The sequence below is a fragment of the Microvirga brassicacearum genome (assembly GCF_008757455.1).
Lineage (GTDB): Bacteria > Pseudomonadota > Alphaproteobacteria > Rhizobiales > Beijerinckiaceae > Microvirga > Microvirga brassicacearum.
The window spans coordinates 1-16,930 of the sequence record NZ_VCMV01000034.1 but is presented as its reverse complement, the minus strand read 5'-3'; the positions used below and the strand labels follow the sequence as shown (position 1 = coordinate 16,930).

Sequence of the window (16,930 nt, the reverse complement as noted above, 5' to 3'; positions counted from 1 at the left end):
GCCATTGCGCTCGATCACGGCTCGGACCGTAGCGATAGAGCACTGCCAGGCCTGAGACCACGCACGCCAGAAGAATTGGCCAACGACCGAGCCGCAACGCCCACTCTGCGCCGGATCCCAGGCCGAGCATCGCCACCGCGATCGGGAGCACGACAATGGCCGCCAGAGCGATCAGGACAAAGGCCGGTTCCGTCGCAGGGTTTCGCTTGATGATTTTTCCTAGAACTCGCCGGGGACATCAGTGCCCGGGCCGGAGACTTCGCAACTGCCTCCGGTTGCTTGCCGGCTTGCCGGGCGCCGATGCCGGGACGAGCCTCAGCGTGAGAGCGAAGGCGACGGATCGAGCGCGTCGCGCCCGATTCCTAGACGCAGCCACCGCGTGAAGCCGATCAGCGGCGCGCCCGGATCATAATCACGACGGCGCTGAGAAGAAGAATGATCAGAATCCCTATTCCGACCGTCTCGATAAGATGCTCCGCTCTCTCAGTCCCCGGCCATCTGCCTCGCCACACCTGTTTCTCCATCCACTTCGCTCATGTCTTTCGCGGTCAACTACTCTTAAAGAAAGCTCTCCTATGTGAGCCATCGCACATCACGTAATGGACCGGCGGATGGTGAGCAGGATCACAGGGCCGGACGGGCGCGAAGAGTTCCTGGTGCTGCTGCCGGGTGCCAGACTGAATGATGCTGTTCGCACCTTGGGGCATTTCAGAGAGGATTTTCCTGCCGCAAAGCTGAAGTGCATGTGCGAGCTGCCCTACACCTTCATGTGCCGCGATCGGCTTCGCTGTGAGATGCTGACGCGAAATCGCGATCGAGGCTGCGGCACTCTGACAAGCAAGAGAGTATGAAGCGGTTCTGGTCGGGGCCGGGGATTCGAACCCCCACGACTTTCGTCACAAGAACAGATTGAATCTTAGCCGTAGCCGACAAAGTCTGGTCAGCGCGTCTACCAGTTCCGCCACGCCCCTTTGACCGCTACATCAACGCCAATCCAAAGCAAGAGGTCCACGCGCGACCGAATACAATCAAATATAGATGAAAATGTCGCATCTTTCCGGTCAGTTTCGTAGCCAAAGGTTTCGGGGGATGACGGCAAGATTCGGACACGCCAAATCTCCAAGTGTTCGCCTTCACGGAGGAACCTCAATGAAAGCTGGCCTGATCACGAGATCATGTTCTTGAGCGTCATCTCCGATTACGCATGAAGAGCGCCAACGCTGACGCAAGTTGTTGTGTCGCAATAGGCTTGCCAATAATTCCGAGCGAAATCCGGGCATATCGAGCAGCGATGTGCTCCTAGCCAGTGACAAAGACAGAGCGAATTCCTCGTTCAAGCAGCCATGCCGTCGCTGCGGGTCCGGTAGGGCCGTCGGCAAGGTCGATATCGATCAACGCGGCATCGATTTCGAATTCATCGATGGAGGCTTTGAGTTCTGCGAAGCTGCTTAGGGATCCAGCAAAGATGTGGCCGAGGTCCTCTATCAATGCCTGAACATGGAAGACGAGGAGCGGGATGTCCTCTAGGAAAAAGACGCGAAAAAATTGTGTGGCTTGGGCATCGGGCGACAACGCTTCAAGCTCTTCAGTGTTTCAGCGAAACCCGCGAAAGCGGCCCGCGAACCGAGCAGCGAAAACCGCTACGGTCGAAGGCAAGATCAGGACTGGTTGTAAACAGTCCGGCCAACGCGGACCGAATATACCGTGTGCCATAACCCGCCCTCGATGGCTCGACCACAGCAGGCCCGCCCATTTCCGTCCAAGAGAACATCAGATCCGGATTTGATGGCGCCGAGAGGTCCCATCTTAGCGAGATACGTCCCTCAGGCCGGGACAAGGCGCCGTATTTGATGGCATTAGTCGCCAGTTCATGAATGCAGAGGGCTAAAGTTGTGGCGGCCTCACGCCGGACCAGAACGCGTGGTCCCTCAATGGAAATGCGGGTCGGCTCTTCGGAGCGGTAAGGCGAAAGGGTTGAATCCGCGACATCGTCGAGAGGTACTTCTTCACCTCCTGCAAGAAAGACAGCGGAGTGAACATTAGACAGTGCCGTCAGTCGTCCTCTGAAATCGTTCGAGAGGTCTTCGATCGTTGTGGCACCGCGTCGAGTCATGTCAAAAATGGACAACACGCTCGCGAGGATATTTTTGACCCGATGATCGAGCTCGAGCCGGAGTTCGCTCTCCCGGGCAAGGTAATCTCGGAATTCGCGCTGACGGTGCCTAGCCAGGAGGGCCGACTGAATACCGCTGATGAGTTCCAAAGCCGCTACTGGCCGTTGATAAAAAAGCAAGCGCGACCGCGGCCACTCTCGACTAAGCGTGGCCTGGATCGTCGATCGGGGTGCGGTGCGATCCACCAATACGACTATGGGGATTTCCGACCAGTTCGGTTGATCGCGAAGAAAACAGGCGATGACGCCGGTCGTATCGGAATTAAGCGCCTCGTGGGTGACGACCAACACGCCCGGATGCGCCGCGAGGAAATCAGGTAAGTCAGCCTGGCTTGCCGCTCGAGCCGCTATTTTGTGCTCGTGAAGCAGCGCCGCCGTATAGGACGCATCTTTTCTGTAGGGAGCCAGTATAAGAACCCAATCGAGCGTCCCTAGCCCATTTTGCTCGAACTCGCTCACGTCTCTGGCAAGGGATTGTAAGGAATGACTGTAACGCCGGAACTCGCAATGAAAAGCTCTCGGACGTTTAAGTCATGCGGCCCGTGGCGCTTTTTGACCACCGTAATGTTGCGTCTGAGCCGACCCTCGTGCTCGATCATCCGAAGGAGCAGCACGGTATCGCCTAAAAAGCTGACGTCGACGTCGATGCCAACGTTTTGTCCCAGCAATCCGTGCTGAGCAACGATGAGCATAGTTAACACGTTGGCACGCGCCAGATGTTTAAGGAGCGACTGGATATCGAGAACCGCCTTCTCGCGATGGGGCAACGAATTCAAATAACCGGTGAAGCTGTCGATCACCACCACGCGGGTCTGGTTCTGCTCGACCACCCGCTGGACGATTTGGCCGAACTCTCCTGGAGAAACCTGGTTCGGACTGAAGTCGTGTATGACGAGTTGACCATCGTGATAGAACTGCCGAAGGTCCATGCTCAGGCCTTCGGACCGCCGAAAGAACGTCTCCAGCCGTTCTTCAAACAGGAAGAGCGCAACACTTTCGCCCCGTTGCAACGCCGCCGTTGCGTAAAGAGATGACATTGTTGACTTGCCGGTGCCAGATTGGCCAATGACAAGCGTTATGGTTCCGGATTCCTGACCGCCGCCAAACATCTCATCGAGGGTCTCAACCCCCGATTTTATCAGTTGCGGTTTGACGACTTCGCCGCCAACACCTGGCACGATCCTCGGAAATACGACAATACCTTCGCCTTCGCGAATAGCCATATCATGATATCCATCGGCGACGGCCACGCCCCGCATTTTGCTCACCTCGATGCGGCGACGTACGGAGCCGTACTCTTCAAGCGTCTTGTCGAGGCGGATCACGCCATGGGCGATGCCTTCGATCTCCTCGCCATTGTGATCACCGCCGCTGGTTTGCGTGTCGAGCAAGAGTGCCACGATTCCGCGCGTGGCCAGGAATGCCTTGAAGCCGATGAGCTCTCGTCGAAAGCGCGGCGCATCGCCGGTGATCAATCGAATTTCGAGGAGCGAGTCGTACACCAGCCTGTGGGGTTTATGCTCCTCGATCGCGCTCTCGATCGCTTTTCGTGTTTCATCCAACCGAAGCTCTGAGGTCTGAAAAATGGTCTGATCGGCTCCGCCGTTCACCGCTTCCGAGGCGGAGAGCTCTTCGACACGGATTCCGTCAAGCGTCCACCCGTGTGATGAGGCAATCGCCTGCAGCTCGGCCGCGCTTTGCGACAGGCTGACGTAGATGCAGCGCTCTCCCGCCTCTACACCAGCGCGCAAAAACTGGAGAGCGGCTGTCGTCTTACCGGCCCCTGGATCGCCCTGCAGAATGTAGAGGTTTGCAGCTGGCAATCCACCGCGGAGAATCTCGTCGAGCCCGGCGATACCGGAACTCACGGTAGGCTGCTTCCTTCCCTCGGCCATACTAACCTTTCGCCTCCACTAAGCGGAAAGCCGCACGCCAGCCTCCGGATTGTCCGTCGGCAAGGTGGGCCGGAAAATTTTCGTCACGATGGACGACGGCCAAGTCGGCCAAAACTCGATTATTCTCTAGGTGAGGCGCCGGTTCGACGCAAGGATAGAGGTATTTACCTCTGTTGCCCCGCGCAATTATGTTGCCGGTGAAGTTCAACGGGTAGAAGACGCAGAAGTTCAGGGCAGGCGTTTCGGTCAAGGTTTTCGATGGCCCGGAGAACAAGTATTTTAGCGCAGCTATCGTGGAACCTTAGCCGTTCCAGAGCATTTCACAGCTCCAAACTTGTTTCAATGGAGTGAAAAAATATGCGCCGCGTTCTGATTGCCCTTGCCGCCACCACCCTTTTGGCCGGGGCCGCCTCCGCTCAAACCGCGGTGACAACGACCTCCGAGATCTTTGTCAAAGCGCAGCCGACCGATGTGCTGAGCGACAACCTGATCGGCCTCAACGTCACCAACAATGCCAGCGAGACGATCGGCGAGATCAAGGATCTGATCCTGTCGCAAGACGAACTGACCGGCTACATCATCTCGGTCGGCGGTTTTCTCGGGATGGGTGAGCGCTATGTCATCGTCCGTCCCAACACCGTCAAGGTCACCTATGTCGAGAACGACAAGAAGTGGCACGCGGTCATGAACACGACGAAGGAGCAGCTCAAGACTGCGCCCGAGTTCAAATACGAGGGCCGCTGGAAACGTTGATCGAAGGTCCACGTCGCAATGGAAAAGGCCCCTCACGGGGCCTTTAATCCTGTCGCATTACCACGTCTGGCGATTGTACCATTCATCAACGTCCTGACGGACGCGGTCCTTCTCGAGACCATAGCGCTCTTGAATTTTGCCTTCGAGCTGGTCGCGCTGACCATTGATGACGTCGAGATCGTCGTCGGTGAGGTTTCCCCATTGCTCCTTCACTTTGCCTTTGACCTGCTTCCAGTTCCCCTGAACCCGATTCCAATCCACCGTTCAACTCCTTGCATTTTCAATCGCTGGAGCCTCAACGCCCGCGAACTGATAAGGTTTCGAGGCGTGTTGGCGCCGACGCCGGTCTGATGTCAGGAGCTGTCGCTGATAAAATGGCATTGGCAACATCTGAGCTGAAACCGAAAGGGTAGCGACGAGTTGTAATTGGATCAACGGCACTATTGCGGGGCAATGGGGGTCGATAATGGTCTTGAATGCCCCGCGAGGAGTTCGCATGACCACGATTTGACCTCGACAACGTCGCGCAAAGTTTATGGGGGCGCTCGCTGGTCTCATCTTTCCGAACGCAGCTTCTCACCCAGATGGGACACAATCTTCGGTCTTTGTATCAAGACAGTTTGAAGGAGCCGCTTCCGTTAAATTTTGCAATTCTTATCCGGCGACTCGAGGGGGAACGAGAGGACTGGCCGGGAGGTCGCTTTTGCTAGCCAGATGAGCACCGTCAACGTGTTTATCTTGGCCCAGACCTTTCTACCTCTGACGAAGTTCAATTATTTCTTGCCGCCGCGCGTGCCTCCTGTTTGATCAAGTTGCCATCGCCGGCGCGAAGCATAGGAACACTTTGATCGCGCCCGAATTTAAGAGCAGCGAGGATGCGTGGAGCATCGGCTGCCGTCGGAGCATGAATGGATCAGGTCATCCACAAGACCCTACGCGATCATCGGCAATTGCAGCAGATCATCGCGGTTCTCGACGAAGGTGTCATTCTCGTTGATCTTGATCAGCGGATTTTATGGGCCAACACCGCCGCTCTTGAGATGCACGGCGCTAGAGTCGTGGATGAACCGGGCCAGACCGCCGCAGACTATCGCGAGCGCTTCGAGTTGCGTTATCGCAACAACCATCGGCTGATCGAGGGCAACTACCCCATCGACCGAGCCGTTGCCGGCGAGACCTTCAGTGATATGGTGGTCGAGGTCAGGCGGCATCAGGAGGCAGACCCGGAATGGGTTCATTCCGTCAGCAACCTCCCGATCGTCAATACGTCCGACGAGGTCGAGCTGCATGTTCTGGTGATCACCGATGTCACCGCACGATATCAGGATACCTGCCGTGGCTCGCTGCTGTCGATCCAGTGCGCGCAGAGAACCAGACCGCCGTCGCTATTCCGACTGGAATGCCGAATGAGACGGTGCTGGTGGTCGAGGATGACAACGCCGTGCGGAATTACAGCGCGGAGATCTTAAGTGAACTCGGCTATCGTGTGCTCGAGGCGAGCGATGGCCCTTCGGCACTAGAGGTTCTGAAGGGGGAGCCGAGCATCCGGCTGCTCTTTACCGATCTCGGTCTCCCGGGCGGCATCGACGGGCGTGAGCTCGCGCAACAAGCGCGCCGGCATCGCCCTGATCTGGCGGCGTTATTGACGACTGGATATGCCGGGGAGATTCATGTCGAGGGCGATCGGTTCGGGCCAGGTGTCGAACTTCTGCCGAAGCCGTTTACTTTCAGCGCTCTCGCTGTGAAGATTCGCGAGCTGCTTGACCAGACCGCTCCGACTGAACCTCGGTAAGATGCCAGATCGAAGTATCGCGCTATACTCGCTTCAGTAAATTGTAATTATCCGAAGGGTTCCTTGCATGCGCATCGCCATTCTCACCATCATCGGCTCCATCCTCACCAGCTCGGGTACTTTCGCGCAGGTTCCGGCGGAGGTCGATGCCTGTCGCGCGTCAGGTCTCGCGGCGTTGAAGGAGCGTTCGCCCTCGATCGATGAGCTGACCTTCGACATCGAAAGTCTGGCGATTTCAAAGGCCGAGACGAAGGTCGAGGACACACCCGTCAAGATGGTGATCATGGGAGACGCCTACCTGAAACGCGAAAAAGACGACAAGCCCTACCGGTTCGTGTGCCTGGTCGGCGAAAAAGGCAAAGTCCTCCTGACGTTCTTTACTGTGCAATGAGACAGAACCCATGAGACATGCGCGGAGTGGAACATATGGCAGCTTGGGTGCCAATCCCGTCCGAAAAGGCAGGGCATGTCGCAACGAACCGGCGACTGCGAAGCACTCAGGCTCCTCTTCGCCCCTTCAGCGATCAAGGGAGCTCGGTAGCTCTCTTGTCGGCCGCACGTCGTCTCCGCACTGTTTCGGCTCGGATAGAAGTTTCGCGATCGTCCCGAGGAGCTGATCCGAACGATAAGGCTTTGGAATGAACACAGCTCCCTTTGGAAGCTCTCCATCGCGCGGCATGGCGTTCCCAGAGACGATCACGGTAGCGACGTGGGGATAAGATTCGCTTGCAATGCGAGCCAGTGCAAATCCGTCCGGGACGCCGGGCATGTGCACGTCGGTGAACAGAACGCTGACATCAGGGTTGGTCGCCAGGATTGACAGACCCTCTTCTCCGGTACCGGCTTCGGTGACTTTGAAACCGGCATCTTGCAAGATATCCGTGGCCAGCATGCGGAGGAGGGGTTCGTCTTCGACGACGAGGATTGTGATGCAGGCCATGTCCACTCCAAGATTACCGAAGCGAACGCTCCTCGACTCCAAGGGTTCAAGCTTGGCGGTAAAGTAAGGTTTGCGACCTGCCGGAAGCGTCAACGCGGCGTTACCAGGAGGTCAGTTCATAGGGCCGCTCACAATAGGCCTAACCCTTCATGCGGCCGATACCCGGTCTCGCCCGCTGGCTTTGGCCCGGTAAAGACTTTGGTCGGCGGCCTCGATCAGGGACACCGCTGCGACGCCTTCCTTTGGGATCAGCGCCGCGACGCCGACGCTGACAGTGATGCGGGCGTGAGGGCTGCCCGCATGAGAGATATCGAGAGCGGAGACGGCGCGCCGAATGCGCTCGGCCCTGATGCGCGCGCCGGACGCGCCAGTGTCGGGAAGCAGGACCACGAATTCCTCGCCGCCACGGCGGGCCGCTTGGTCCCCGGGCCGTCGCAGTTCGCTTTCGATCGCCGCAGCGACCCGTTGCAGAACGGCGTCTCCCCGCGTGTGACCGTGCCGGTCGTTATAGGCCTTGAAGTGATCGGCGTCGATCATCAACAGCGCGATTGGAGCGCCGACGCGCTGGGCCCGCCGCCATTCCCGCGCCAGGCTCGTGTCGAATGAGCGGCGGTTCGCCATTCCGGTGAGCGCATCAGTCGTGGCCATCCTTTCCAGTTCGACCTGAAGGCTCTCTCGCCGTTCTAGCTCGCCCCGAAACAAGAACGTCAGGGCGATGACGGCGCCGCACAGAGCTATGGTGGCAAGGCCGAGGACGAGAGCTCTCCGGCGCCACGTCGACAGGAAATCATCGGTGGAAAGCGTGAAGCTCAGGATCAGTGGTACTTCCTCGATGCGGTCATAGGCATAAAGCCGCTGCACGCCATCCGTCGTCGCAGTGCCGACGAAGGTCCCCGAGACGCCCTCCTTGAAGCGCTGGAAGTTCGGCGACCCACTGAAGTCGCGCCCGATCATCGGCCCAATTGCCGGGGAGCGGACGAGAAGGATGCCGTCGGAACTGAAGAGATTGAGCGTGCTATTCGCGTTAAGTTGCACCTTGTCGAAAGTTTGCTGGATGGCAGACAGCGCAATGATTGCAGCAACTACGCCGTTGAAAGAGCCGTCAGGCTTGGATAGTCTTCGGCTGATTGCGATGCGCCATTGACCGTTATCGAGTGGGCTGGGAAATGGTCGGCTCACGACCAGACCCTGATTGGCGTTGTGCCGGTGTCCGAGATAATAGTCGCTGTCTGCAAAATCCCCGTCTCGTGGCAGGGTAGAGGACTGATCTTCCTTAAGCTTTCCATCAGCATCGAGGACAATGATGGAGTGGAGATAGCGCGATTTGGCGACCCGGCCGAATAGGACGAGATGGCGTATGGTCGGAGGCAGTTCATCAGGTTCTGTCGCAAACTCGAAGTATAGGCATTTTCAGCGGCAGTTTGGCGGTAAGGCAGCAGCGCTAAGCCGTTGATTCTACAGCAGCCGGTCGCTGCGGTCCCGTTAGTATAGGGAAGTAAAAGCCGAGTTTGCGACAGAACCCCTGTTCGGTACCCTGTGGGAGACTGCATGCGAAGGTGAAGCTGCTTTCGAAGAGCACGAAGCCGGTGGCGGTGATGCGCCGTCTCCAGCAGTGCTCATGCGACTGCTACTGCTCCCGCGCTGGCCTGATCCTGGTGAACTGTCGGAAAGCTATCGTCCGTTGCGCCTGCTCAACGCCGTTGCCTGGATTTGATGAGGTGGTTCACCGCCACGGCCTTGAAAGGCACATGGTCAAGCAGCCCTTCCTTCCCATCATGCTCCGGATTGCGCTTCTTGCCAGGGTCGCCACCGTCATGCGGGACCAAGTCCGCATGGTCACCGATCTACGGCGGCAAACACTGTGGTCGAGCACGTCCATCTAGTACCGTCTCCGGAGGATGACAGGAGTTCCTTGGTTGGATTCTGTTGCTCTTTCACCTCTAACGGTTCCCGTTGTCGATGGGGGCGGAACCACGATCGTCCTCTGCGGATCCACGGGTCGCAGCGCCTCGTCTCGTTGCAAAGTCAGCAGAGGCCCGAGAGGCGTCGGGTCGAGCAAGGGCTCCAGCCCCGTGACGATCGGCTGAAACACCTGAGGCGGACCGACCGGAATAGGAATTAGAACCAACGCAGCTGGATCGTCAGATGGGTAGCTCAGCATCGGCAAACGCACTGGTGGCAGCTGCAGCCAGCGCGGCTTGTGTGACCGGATAGTCGTGTCGAAAGCGTCTCGGGCGAAGCGGCGCACATGGCTCTGGAGATCATCAATCAAAAGGCCGTTTCTATCAGGCGCCTGGCTCTCGGGTTGGGGCCAAGGTTCGGAACCGCCCAGGGCGGTTCCCATGGGACAGACGAACAGCAGGGTGAGGATTATGAGCTTGAAACGCCAGTACGCCGTGGTGATCGTGCGGGATGAAACCATGGCAAGCCTCTAGCCCCCGCATGCAGTTTACGCCCGCTCAACCTGCACCATCAATCCTCCGAACCCCGCAACGTGCATTCTACTCGTATCTTGCTCTTCAGCACACCGCCGACATAGCTGATGTCGTGCAGGAGGCAGGCACGATCGGGGGAGCGTAAACGTCCGGCAATTCGTTCGGCCAGCGTCCTGCCGCCAAGGATGTCGCGTCCGACCTCGACATGGTTGCGGGTGTCGCTGGGGCGCTGGCCGCGATGGAGAGGGCTGATAATCCGGGCGTCGTGCCATACCGCCGACAACGCGCTCAGTTTTGAATGAGCATCGAACCGAGCGCCCGGGTCGTGATCGAACGTAGAACTCGCCGGATAATCCCAACCGGACGGGAAGTCAGGCCAACGGCGCGGCGCGCAGCAGATTAGAGGCGCGGAATATCCGAAACCTCATCAGGCATGACCGGAGGCACGCCTAGCGGCTCGCTCTGACCGGGCACCTCACTAGGAGATCCCGGAGGGACACCGGCCGGCTCATCGTTACCTGGTAAGCCGGGAGGCCCAGAGGGCGGCATTACCGGGTCAGGGCTAGGTGCGGGCACATCGGGTTGTGGGGGCGACGGTACGCCAGGCCGGGATGGGTCGGACATGAAAAGCTCCTTGGATATGGACCTAGAAGCCGCGGACGCCGCATGGGTTCCCCCCGGTTTTGACTGTCCGGTTTGCAGAAACAGGGATAAACCGACTTAAACGGCCGGACATGGCCCTGCTTGCGGCTTCCATTCACTGACGCCTCTCTCTGGGAGATGCATGGCGAGGCGGCGAGATGAATCTTCGCACCGAGTTACTCAAGCTGTTTTTCAATAACCGTGAGAAGCTCTTTGATATTCAAGATGGTGCGGGTTGCTGCAAGGGCAAGGAAGTTGTTTCTCAAATGCTAAAATGGCGTTTTCGAAGGTAGACATAGGTGGGGCTTAATCGCTCGTATAGTCTTCACCTGCATGTCGAAATAACGGGGAGGATCGCCCGGAACGCGGACGAGCGCATCAATTGCACGGTCATCGACCTCGGGTGAATACACGTCGAGACCAGAAGGAACGAGCGTCATCTTGGCGAAGTATTCGCCCCACTTACCAAGCCGCGATCTATCGAGATGCGTCCAGGACGGAGCCACTATGGTCGCATTTATGAGTCCATATCACGATCCTGAACCACGTATCCCATACGCCCAGGGTGAGTGGAAGAGTGACAGATATGTCAACGGCAGCAAGAGAGCCGCGTCGCGGCGCAAAATCTATGACCCGAACGTAGAGCGAGTGTCCCGCTCACTCAGCTGCAACCAAGCGCGCTGATCGATGGGATCGGGAGCCATGGTCCGCAGCGCGGGCCGTGGCGTCATCGGTCTCAGATCGTCTCTTTCAATTCTTTCGCGGCACGGAAGGCAATCTTCTTCGAAGCCTTCACTTTCACCGGCTCACCGGTCCGGGGATTGCGTGCCATACGCGCCGGCCGCTTCTTCACCTGAAGAATTCCAAGTCCGGACAGGCGTACCTTATCGCCCTTCTTGAGGCTCTTGGTGATAATCTCAACGACCTGTCCGATCAGCTCGTTAGCCTGGCGCTTGGTCAACTCGTGCACGTCGGAGATCGTTTCCGCTATGTGGCGGAGCGTCAGCACGGTGGCCGATTTGGTCTTGGCGGACGTGACTGTTTTCTTGGTTGTGACTTTCGCCGGCACCTTTGCGGCCCTTGCAGGTGCCTTGGCGACGGCTTTCCTAGTCACAGTCTTCGTGGTGGTCTTCTTAGCGGTAGCCTTTGTAGCAGATGCTTTTGTCGCAGCAGTCTTGGTGGCTTCTGTCTTGCGCGCGGGCGCTTTCTTCGCAGCCGCCTTCGCTGGGGATTTGGCCATAGAATGTCCTTTTAGGTTGGGTCTTGAGCTCGGATCCAATTGTCAAATAACGTTTTTCACTTCGTATTCAAACCCAAGTTGCGAGAAATGCAAATAAAAGGCCATTCTTCTGGCATGGTTAGATTAGGATTGGCCGCGAAGGACCCGAACATGAGCTTGCATTCTGTCGCGACTGCGTTGGTTTCTACAGCCCTTATTATGTCACTTGTGATGTCGCTCAGGGCTCAGGAAAGCGGGGCGGGACCGTTGCGTTAACTGGCGTCCGGTAATCCCGGAGCGGCTGTTAAAGGAGCCGCCGTGGATGTCGATTTTCAAGCGCCGTCGCTTTCCCGTCGAGATCATCCTGTTATGCGTGCGCTGGTATTGCAAATACGGCGTCAGCTATCGTGATCTCGCCGAGATGATGCAGGAACGCGGCGTCGACGTCGATCCATCCACCATCTTCCGCTGGGTGCAGCGCTACGCTCCGGAGATCGAGAAACGAGTTCGCCGGTATCAGGGACAGCGGTCCGAATCGTGGCGGGTGGACGAGACCTATGGGCGGGTCGGCGGGAAATGGAAGTATCTCTTCCGCGCTGTCGAAAGCACGGACAGCTGATCGACTTCATGTTGTCAGATCGGTGGAACACCAAAGCGGCCTATCGCTTTCTGCGCAATGCCGCGAAGACGATGGGCGAGCATCCTCCATCATCGATCACGACCGACAAACTGGCGTCTTACCCGAAGGCGATCCAGCGCCTGAAACGAGAAGGTCATTTGATGCATAGCGTCGAGCACCGTGCATCGAAATATTTGAACAATATCATTGAGGCAAATCATGGCGCACTCAAGCGGTTGATCCGACCGGCCCGAGGGTTACAATCAATGAAAACGGCCCATGCCACCATCAAGGGTTTTGAGGTGATGCGCATGATCCGTCGCGGTCACTGTATCCTGCGCGAACCGGGAGCGACAGGCGAAGTCCGTTTAGTCAATCAGCTGTTCGGCCTTGCCGCATGACGAGAAGCCCCTGGAAAGATTCGTCGTGTACAAACCAAGTTACTGCAACACAGCCATTTCGTGAGAGCGAAAAGCGAGTGGTTGCCGGCACACGCGTTCGGTCGTTGTCCGGGTCGAACTCGATGTGGGCGGATCAGTGGGCAATTGCCGGTGCACGCGGGGGCGTGCTTCGGCTCCAGTCGAGCCGCTCACGGCTCCGGATCAAGGCGAGCCGCCGTCGATCCGAGGTCCCGCTCCTGGTTGAGCGGATGAAGGTCTCGGACCATCTGGCGGAGGCGCGATGTATCGAGATGCGTGTAGATCTGGGTCGTCTCGATGCCGGCATGACCGAGAAGCTCCTGCAACACCCGGAGATCGGTTCCGCCCGCATGCATGTGGGTCGCGAAGGCATGACGCAGAACATGCGGCGACACCCGCTCGGGGCGGGGGAGGCCGGCTGCGAGCGCCGCCTCCTTGATCTCCAGGAGGGCCGCCTGGCGCGTCAGCGGCTTTGATCCGTTGCGGACCGCGTGAAACAGCCATTGGGTCGGAGCGTTGCCGGAATAGGCCGCCGCCAGACTGCGCCAGCGAGTGATCGCCTCGATCGCGCCCTGATGGAGCGGCACAAGACGCTGCTTGCCACCCTTGCCGCGGATCATCATCATCTGGGTTCGCGCCGGGGCGGCGTCCGAGGGGAGCGACACCGCCTCGCTGATCCGCAGGCCGGAGGCATACAGCGTTTCGAACAACGCCGCTCGGCGGGCGTAGCCGGCCTGGCGGTAGAGGCCGACGGTGGGATCGGCGGCGAGCCGGTGCGCCGTCTCGAGCAGGGCCGCGGTCTCGTCAACGGAGAGGACGACCGGCAGTTTTTGCGGCCGCCGCATCGGCGCCATGGTGGCGGTGGGATCACCGACACCGAGGTCCTCGGCGATCAGGAAGCGGTGCAGGCTTCGCACGACCGTGAGCCGGCGCGCCACCGTCGTCTGGGCCAAGCCGCGGTCGTCAAGGGAGGTGATGTAGTCGTGGATGCGATCGACGGTCACGGCGTTCAGGCCCAGCTGCGCAGTCGCGAGCCAGGCGAGATAACACCTGAGATCGTCGCTGTAGGTCGTAATCGTGCCGGCAGCGGCGCCAATTTCGTTGGCAAGGGCATCGAGCCAGAGCTGGCTCAATCGAACATTCGCGTGCATGATGATCCCCAGGCTGTGAGGATCCTGGCACGGCGCTGGTTACCGAGTTCTTGTCAAAACACCGATTATCGGAATCAGAGGGCGCCTTGTTGCTTAGATCTCCGGCCCGCCGTCGTCTCGACGTGGACCTTTCTTCTGCTTTTTAGGCTTCTTGATTCCAGGCAGATGCGGCTGCGCGACATTCATTGGCGGTGTCTGAGGTGCAGGCCCGGCTTTGGCCACATCCTTTTCGCTATCTTTCTTCTTCTCTATGGCGTCGATGCGGATTGCTGTTGAAATTGTCAGACCTTCAGGCGTTGAATTTTCAATAGGAGCCGGGTCGATCCGGACATATCCCTTAGGGCAAAGAATGTCGCTTTTCGACACCCAGCGCTAGGAACCTCGAAGTTAAAGGCAAAGCGACACGCGCCTGTTGCGCCGTTGGGACGCCGACGGGCCGGAAAACATGGAGGCTGCCTGACTCGATCAGATAGGAAGAAGCCAGAGGCGTGTAATTTCGACGACAATTCACGTATACTCCAACATGATGAGGAGGTCGTCATGATTGAGCGGCTCATGTCCTATATTTCCTACGAGAAAGAAGCGATCTTTGTCGCGGCGCTGGCATTCTTGTTCTGCTCGGCAGTCGTCCTGGGGTTCATGTGACGCTCTCCAGACGACGATTGCGCAGTCCCGCTGTTAAGCATTTTCGCCATGGAACCAATGGTGAAGGGACCGATCCGGTCAGGCGTCTCTGTAGCGTGCACCGTCAGCTTGTGACGGGATGAAAGACCTCATTCCGGTCACTTCTCGTCAGGAGTGTGATCCCGCGACGCGATTCCGTCGTCGCCATAGCCGCGCCGCCCATTCAGGGTGATGTCACGGTAACTCTTGGTCAGGGTCCCTGATTTACAAGCAGTGTCATGACCAAACCCGTCAGCTACAAGCGCCATCGGTTCCCGCCCGAGATCACCGCCCATGCCGTCTGGTTATATTTCTGGTTTCCGCTGAGCCTTGTCGAGGAGATGCTGCTCGAACGCGGGATCGTGGTTTCGTACGAAACGATCCGGCGGTGGGGAAAGAAGTTCGGTCCGGACTATGCGCGGCGTCTCCGTCGAAAACAGTCCAGCCGCAATGACATATGGCATCTTGATGAGGTGGTCATCAACATTGCCGGACAGAAGCATTGGCTGTGGCGGGCAGTCGATCACGACGGGTACGTGCTCGATGAAATCGTCCAGACCCGGCGCAACACCAAGACTGCCAAACGCGTGCTGGCCCGATTAATGAGAATGCAAGGCATCCCGCCCAAGCGCATCATCACCGACAGGCTCCGCTCCTATGGAGCCGCCAGGCGTCAGGTCATGCCGAGCGTCGAGCACCGATCGCACAAGGGAACAACCGAGCGGAAAACTCCCATCTGCCGCTGCGGAAGCGGGAACGAATGATGCAGACCTTCCGATCGCCGGGTGGGATGCAGGACTTCTCGATCTCCGCCCTTCGCAATCTCTTCGTCCCTCCTCACTCAAAGCGCTCCGTAATTCAGGTGCACACCGTCTGCAAGCCATGGCGGAATGGAAATCCGCGACGGGCGCGCTCGCCTGATTTCAAGAGGGAAGCTCTCATTATGCCTGCAAACGTTACCGTGACATCACCACCGCGACGTCTAGTAGTCCTACCGGGGTGTCCGGCGGCTCGAACCGCGTTGCGGCCTCGCCAAGCGTGGCCGTATGATGCCCTGAACAACCCCTCTCGATAGGATTAGCCACGTGACCAACGCAGCCCGCCAAATCTTCATCTCCGCCGATATCGAGGGCGTGGGAGGCGTAGTGAACGCGGAACAGGGACAACCCGGCAACCAGGAATACGAACGGGCTCGCCGGCTCATGATGGGCGAGGTCAATGCCGCGGTCGCGGGGGCCTTCGACGGCGGCGCAACTGAGGTGCTCGTGAACGATTCTCATGGCCCGATGCGCAATCTGCTGATCGAGGATCTCGATCCCCGCGCGCGCCTCATCTCCGGGCGGCCGAAGCCGCTCTTCATGATGGAGGGCATCAGCGAGAATTGTGCGGGCGTCATTCTGCTCGGCTACCACGCCTGCGCCGGCGCCGAACGCGGCGTCCTCGCCCACACGATTAACGGCTTCGCCTTTGCCCGCACCATGGTCCATGAGCGGATGATCGGCGAAGCTGGGCTCAATGGCGGGATTGCAGGCGATTTTGGCGTGCCGGTGCTGATGGCGAGCGGCGACGACGTGTTCAAGGACGAGATGACGACGTTCTTCCCGCACGCCGCGTTCGCGCAGGTGAAGCGCGCGATCGGGACCACCTGCGCCGACAGTTTGACGCCGAAGGTGGCCCGGGACCTGATCCGGGAAACGGTGGCGGCCGCGGTGCGCCATGCCGAGAAGGCACCCCCAGTGTCGCTCGGGCGCGATGTTCCCTGTGCGGCGCGGATGAACTCGCCGACCATGGCCGATCTCGTATCTCTGATCCCGGGGACCGAACGGCTGGACGGCCACACGGTCGGCTTCATCGCTCCCGATGCGCTAGGCGCAGTGCGCGTGTTCGGCACGATGTCGACGATGGTTCAGAGCCTGCGCTGAGTAGCCCACCCATGGGGATCGGGTTCCGTCGCAAATTGAAGTGACGCAAAAAATGCTGGGAAACCAGCAAGGCGGTCACACTGCGAGCAGGTTGAATTGAGAAGCAAGCGAGGGATTCGGATTCCGGGCATACTTCGCCTGCTGCTTGTCGCATCATATGATCATCTCGATCCCGCCGAGGATTACGCGGGCAGTGTGAACAGTTTGGAAGCCGAGCATCGGGCGGAGCAGTGCAGGATTATCGAACGATCAAAATGTCTGCCCTTGAACACCGCGTCCTCCACAACTGGGTCACCGGGCAGGGTAG

16 protein-coding genes and 2 pseudogenes are annotated in these 16,930 nt (G+C 58.7%); 9 read left to right on the top strand and 9 right to left on the bottom strand.

Annotated elements, in window-relative coordinates:
• Nucleotides 1–1,299: 1,299 nt before the first annotated feature.
• The 3 genes from FEZ63_RS18230 to FEZ63_RS18220 are packed head-to-tail and all read right to left on the bottom strand — an operon-like array spanning nucleotide 1,300 to nucleotide 4,068.
• Nucleotides 1,300–1,572 (bottom strand): response regulator, encoded by a 273-nt coding sequence (locus tag FEZ63_RS18230; RefSeq protein WP_244622871.1) that lies wholly within the window; start codon nucleotides 1,570–1,572, stop codon nucleotides 1,300–1,302.
• A gap of 13 nt (nucleotides 1,573–1,585) precedes the next feature.
• Nucleotides 1,586–2,632: a sensor histidine kinase gene (locus FEZ63_RS18225; protein WP_150947134.1), complete on the bottom strand. Its 1,047-nt coding sequence runs from the start codon at nucleotides 2,630–2,632 to the stop codon at nucleotides 1,586–1,588.
• A complete protein-coding gene (locus FEZ63_RS18220) occupies nucleotides 2,629–4,068 on the bottom strand; it encodes a DUF7125 family protein (protein ID WP_150947132.1) in 1,440 nt (479 codons plus the stop codon). The genes FEZ63_RS18225 and FEZ63_RS18220 overlap by 4 nt, the downstream gene beginning before the upstream one ends.
• Nucleotides 4,069–4,425: 357 nt before the next feature.
• Between FEZ63_RS18220 and FEZ63_RS18215 the strand changes: the two genes are divergently transcribed.
• Nucleotides 4,426–4,821 (top strand): PRC-barrel domain-containing protein, encoded by a 396-nt coding sequence (locus tag FEZ63_RS18215; protein WP_150947130.1) that lies wholly within the window; start codon nucleotides 4,426–4,428, stop codon nucleotides 4,819–4,821.
• A 57-nt stretch (nucleotides 4,822–4,878) separates the two neighbouring features.
• Here FEZ63_RS18215 and FEZ63_RS18210 read toward each other — a convergent pair whose 3' ends face one another.
• Nucleotides 4,879–5,082 carry a CsbD family protein gene (locus tag FEZ63_RS18210; protein WP_150947128.1) on the bottom strand — a complete coding sequence of 68 codons (204 nt, stop codon included), beginning with the start codon at nucleotides 5,080–5,082 and terminating at the stop codon, nucleotides 4,879–4,881.
• A gap of 323 nt (nucleotides 5,083–5,405) precedes the next feature.
• Between FEZ63_RS18210 and FEZ63_RS26255 the strand changes: the two genes are divergently transcribed.
• From FEZ63_RS26255 to FEZ63_RS18195, 4 genes are all read left to right on the top strand, one after another.
• Nucleotides 5,406–5,531, top strand: a complete 126-nt coding sequence (locus tag FEZ63_RS26255) for a NepR family anti-sigma factor (protein WP_162419780.1) — start codon at nucleotides 5,406–5,408, stop codon at nucleotides 5,529–5,531.
• Nucleotides 5,532–5,729: 198 nt separating this feature from the next.
• Nucleotides 5,730–6,290, top strand: a complete 561-nt coding sequence (locus tag FEZ63_RS18205) for a PAS domain-containing protein (RefSeq protein ID WP_150947126.1) — start codon at nucleotides 5,730–5,732, stop codon at nucleotides 6,288–6,290.
• The gene (locus FEZ63_RS18200; protein WP_162419779.1) at nucleotides 6,236–6,613 is read left to right on the top strand and encodes a response regulator; all 378 of its coding nucleotides are present in this window, start codon (nucleotides 6,236–6,238) and stop codon (nucleotides 6,611–6,613) included. Before FEZ63_RS18205 ends, FEZ63_RS18200 begins: the two co-directional genes overlap by 55 nt.
• Nucleotides 6,614–6,680: 67 nt before the next feature.
• Nucleotides 6,681–7,004 carry a hypothetical protein gene (locus FEZ63_RS18195; protein WP_150947122.1) on the top strand — a complete coding sequence of 108 codons (324 nt, stop codon included), beginning with the start codon at nucleotides 6,681–6,683 and terminating at the stop codon, nucleotides 7,002–7,004.
• Nucleotides 7,005–7,130: 126 nt separating this feature from the next.
• On the opposite strand, the gene FEZ63_RS18190 is transcribed toward FEZ63_RS18195, so the two are convergent.
• Nucleotides 7,131–7,553: a response regulator gene (locus FEZ63_RS18190; protein ID WP_150947136.1), complete on the bottom strand. Its 423-nt coding sequence runs from the start codon at nucleotides 7,551–7,553 to the stop codon at nucleotides 7,131–7,133.
• 147 nt (nucleotides 7,554–7,700) lie between these two features.
• On the bottom strand, nucleotides 7,701–8,732 hold the full coding sequence (locus FEZ63_RS18185; RefSeq protein WP_420846301.1) for a sensor domain-containing diguanylate cyclase: 1,032 nt from the start codon (nucleotides 8,730–8,732) through the stop codon (nucleotides 7,701–7,703).
• A 569-nt stretch (nucleotides 8,733–9,301) separates the two neighbouring features.
• Here FEZ63_RS18185 and FEZ63_RS25975 point away from each other — a divergent pair.
• Nucleotides 9,302–9,436 (top strand): hypothetical protein, encoded by a 135-nt coding sequence (locus FEZ63_RS25975; protein ID WP_275552358.1) that lies wholly within the window; start codon nucleotides 9,302–9,304, stop codon nucleotides 9,434–9,436.
• 1,930 nt (nucleotides 9,437–11,366) lie between these two features.
• Here the strand turns inward: FEZ63_RS25975 and FEZ63_RS18175 are convergent.
• Nucleotides 11,367–11,870: an HU family DNA-binding protein gene (locus tag FEZ63_RS18175; RefSeq protein WP_150947115.1), complete on the bottom strand. Its 504-nt coding sequence runs from the start codon at nucleotides 11,868–11,870 to the stop codon at nucleotides 11,367–11,369.
• Nucleotides 11,871–12,171: 301 nt separating this feature from the next.
• Between FEZ63_RS18175 and FEZ63_RS18170 the strand changes: the two are divergent.
• A pseudogene (locus FEZ63_RS18170) lies at nucleotides 12,172–12,869 on the top strand (IS6 family transposase).
• Nucleotides 12,870–13,057: 188 nt separating this feature from the next.
• Here FEZ63_RS18170 and FEZ63_RS18165 read toward each other — a convergent pair.
• Nucleotides 13,058–14,038 carry a tyrosine recombinase gene (locus FEZ63_RS18165; RefSeq protein ID WP_150947113.1) on the bottom strand — a complete coding sequence of 327 codons (981 nt, stop codon included), beginning with the start codon at nucleotides 14,036–14,038 and terminating at the stop codon, nucleotides 13,058–13,060.
• Between the two features lie 93 nt (nucleotides 14,039–14,131).
• Complete coding sequence (locus FEZ63_RS18160; RefSeq protein WP_150947111.1) at nucleotides 14,132–14,404, bottom strand: hypothetical protein; 273 nt, start codon at nucleotides 14,402–14,404, stop codon at nucleotides 14,132–14,134.
• Between the two features lie 536 nt (nucleotides 14,405–14,940).
• Here FEZ63_RS18160 and FEZ63_RS18155 point away from each other — a divergent pair.
• Nucleotides 14,941–15,622: pseudogene (locus tag FEZ63_RS18155) on the top strand (IS6 family transposase).
• Nucleotides 15,623–15,786: 164 nt separating this feature from the next.
• Nucleotides 15,787–16,623, top strand: coding sequence for a M55 family metallopeptidase (locus FEZ63_RS18150; protein WP_150947109.1), 837 nt, complete (start codon nucleotides 15,787–15,789; stop codon nucleotides 16,621–16,623).
• The last annotated feature ends 307 nt before the right edge of the window (nucleotides 16,624–16,930 follow it).

Coding starts and splice junctions, on each gene's coding strand:
- FEZ63_RS18190 (WP_150947136.1), bottom strand. CDS start 7,553: ATGGCCTGCATCACAATCCTCGTCGTCGAAGACGAACCCCTCCTCCGC.
- FEZ63_RS18220 (WP_150947132.1), bottom strand. CDS start 4,068: ATGGCCGAGGGAAGGAAGCAGCCTACCGTGAGTTCCGGTATCGCCGGG.
- FEZ63_RS18175 (WP_150947115.1), bottom strand. CDS start 11,870: ATGGCCAAATCCCCAGCGAAGGCGGCTGCGAAGAAAGCGCCCGCGCGC.
- FEZ63_RS18215 (WP_150947130.1), top strand. CDS start 4,426: ATGCGCCGCGTTCTGATTGCCCTTGCCGCCACCACCCTTTTGGCCGGG.
- FEZ63_RS25975 (WP_275552358.1), top strand. CDS start 9,302: ATGGTCAAGCAGCCCTTCCTTCCCATCATGCTCCGGATTGCGCTTCTT.
- FEZ63_RS18195 (WP_150947122.1), top strand. CDS start 6,681: ATGCGCATCGCCATTCTCACCATCATCGGCTCCATCCTCACCAGCTCG.
- FEZ63_RS26255 (WP_162419780.1), top strand. CDS start 5,406: ATGGGACACAATCTTCGGTCTTTGTATCAAGACAGTTTGAAGGAGCCG.
- FEZ63_RS18205 (WP_150947126.1), top strand. CDS start 5,730: ATGGATCAGGTCATCCACAAGACCCTACGCGATCATCGGCAATTGCAG.
- FEZ63_RS18165 (WP_150947113.1), bottom strand. CDS start 14,038: ATGCACGCGAATGTTCGATTGAGCCAGCTCTGGCTCGATGCCCTTGCC.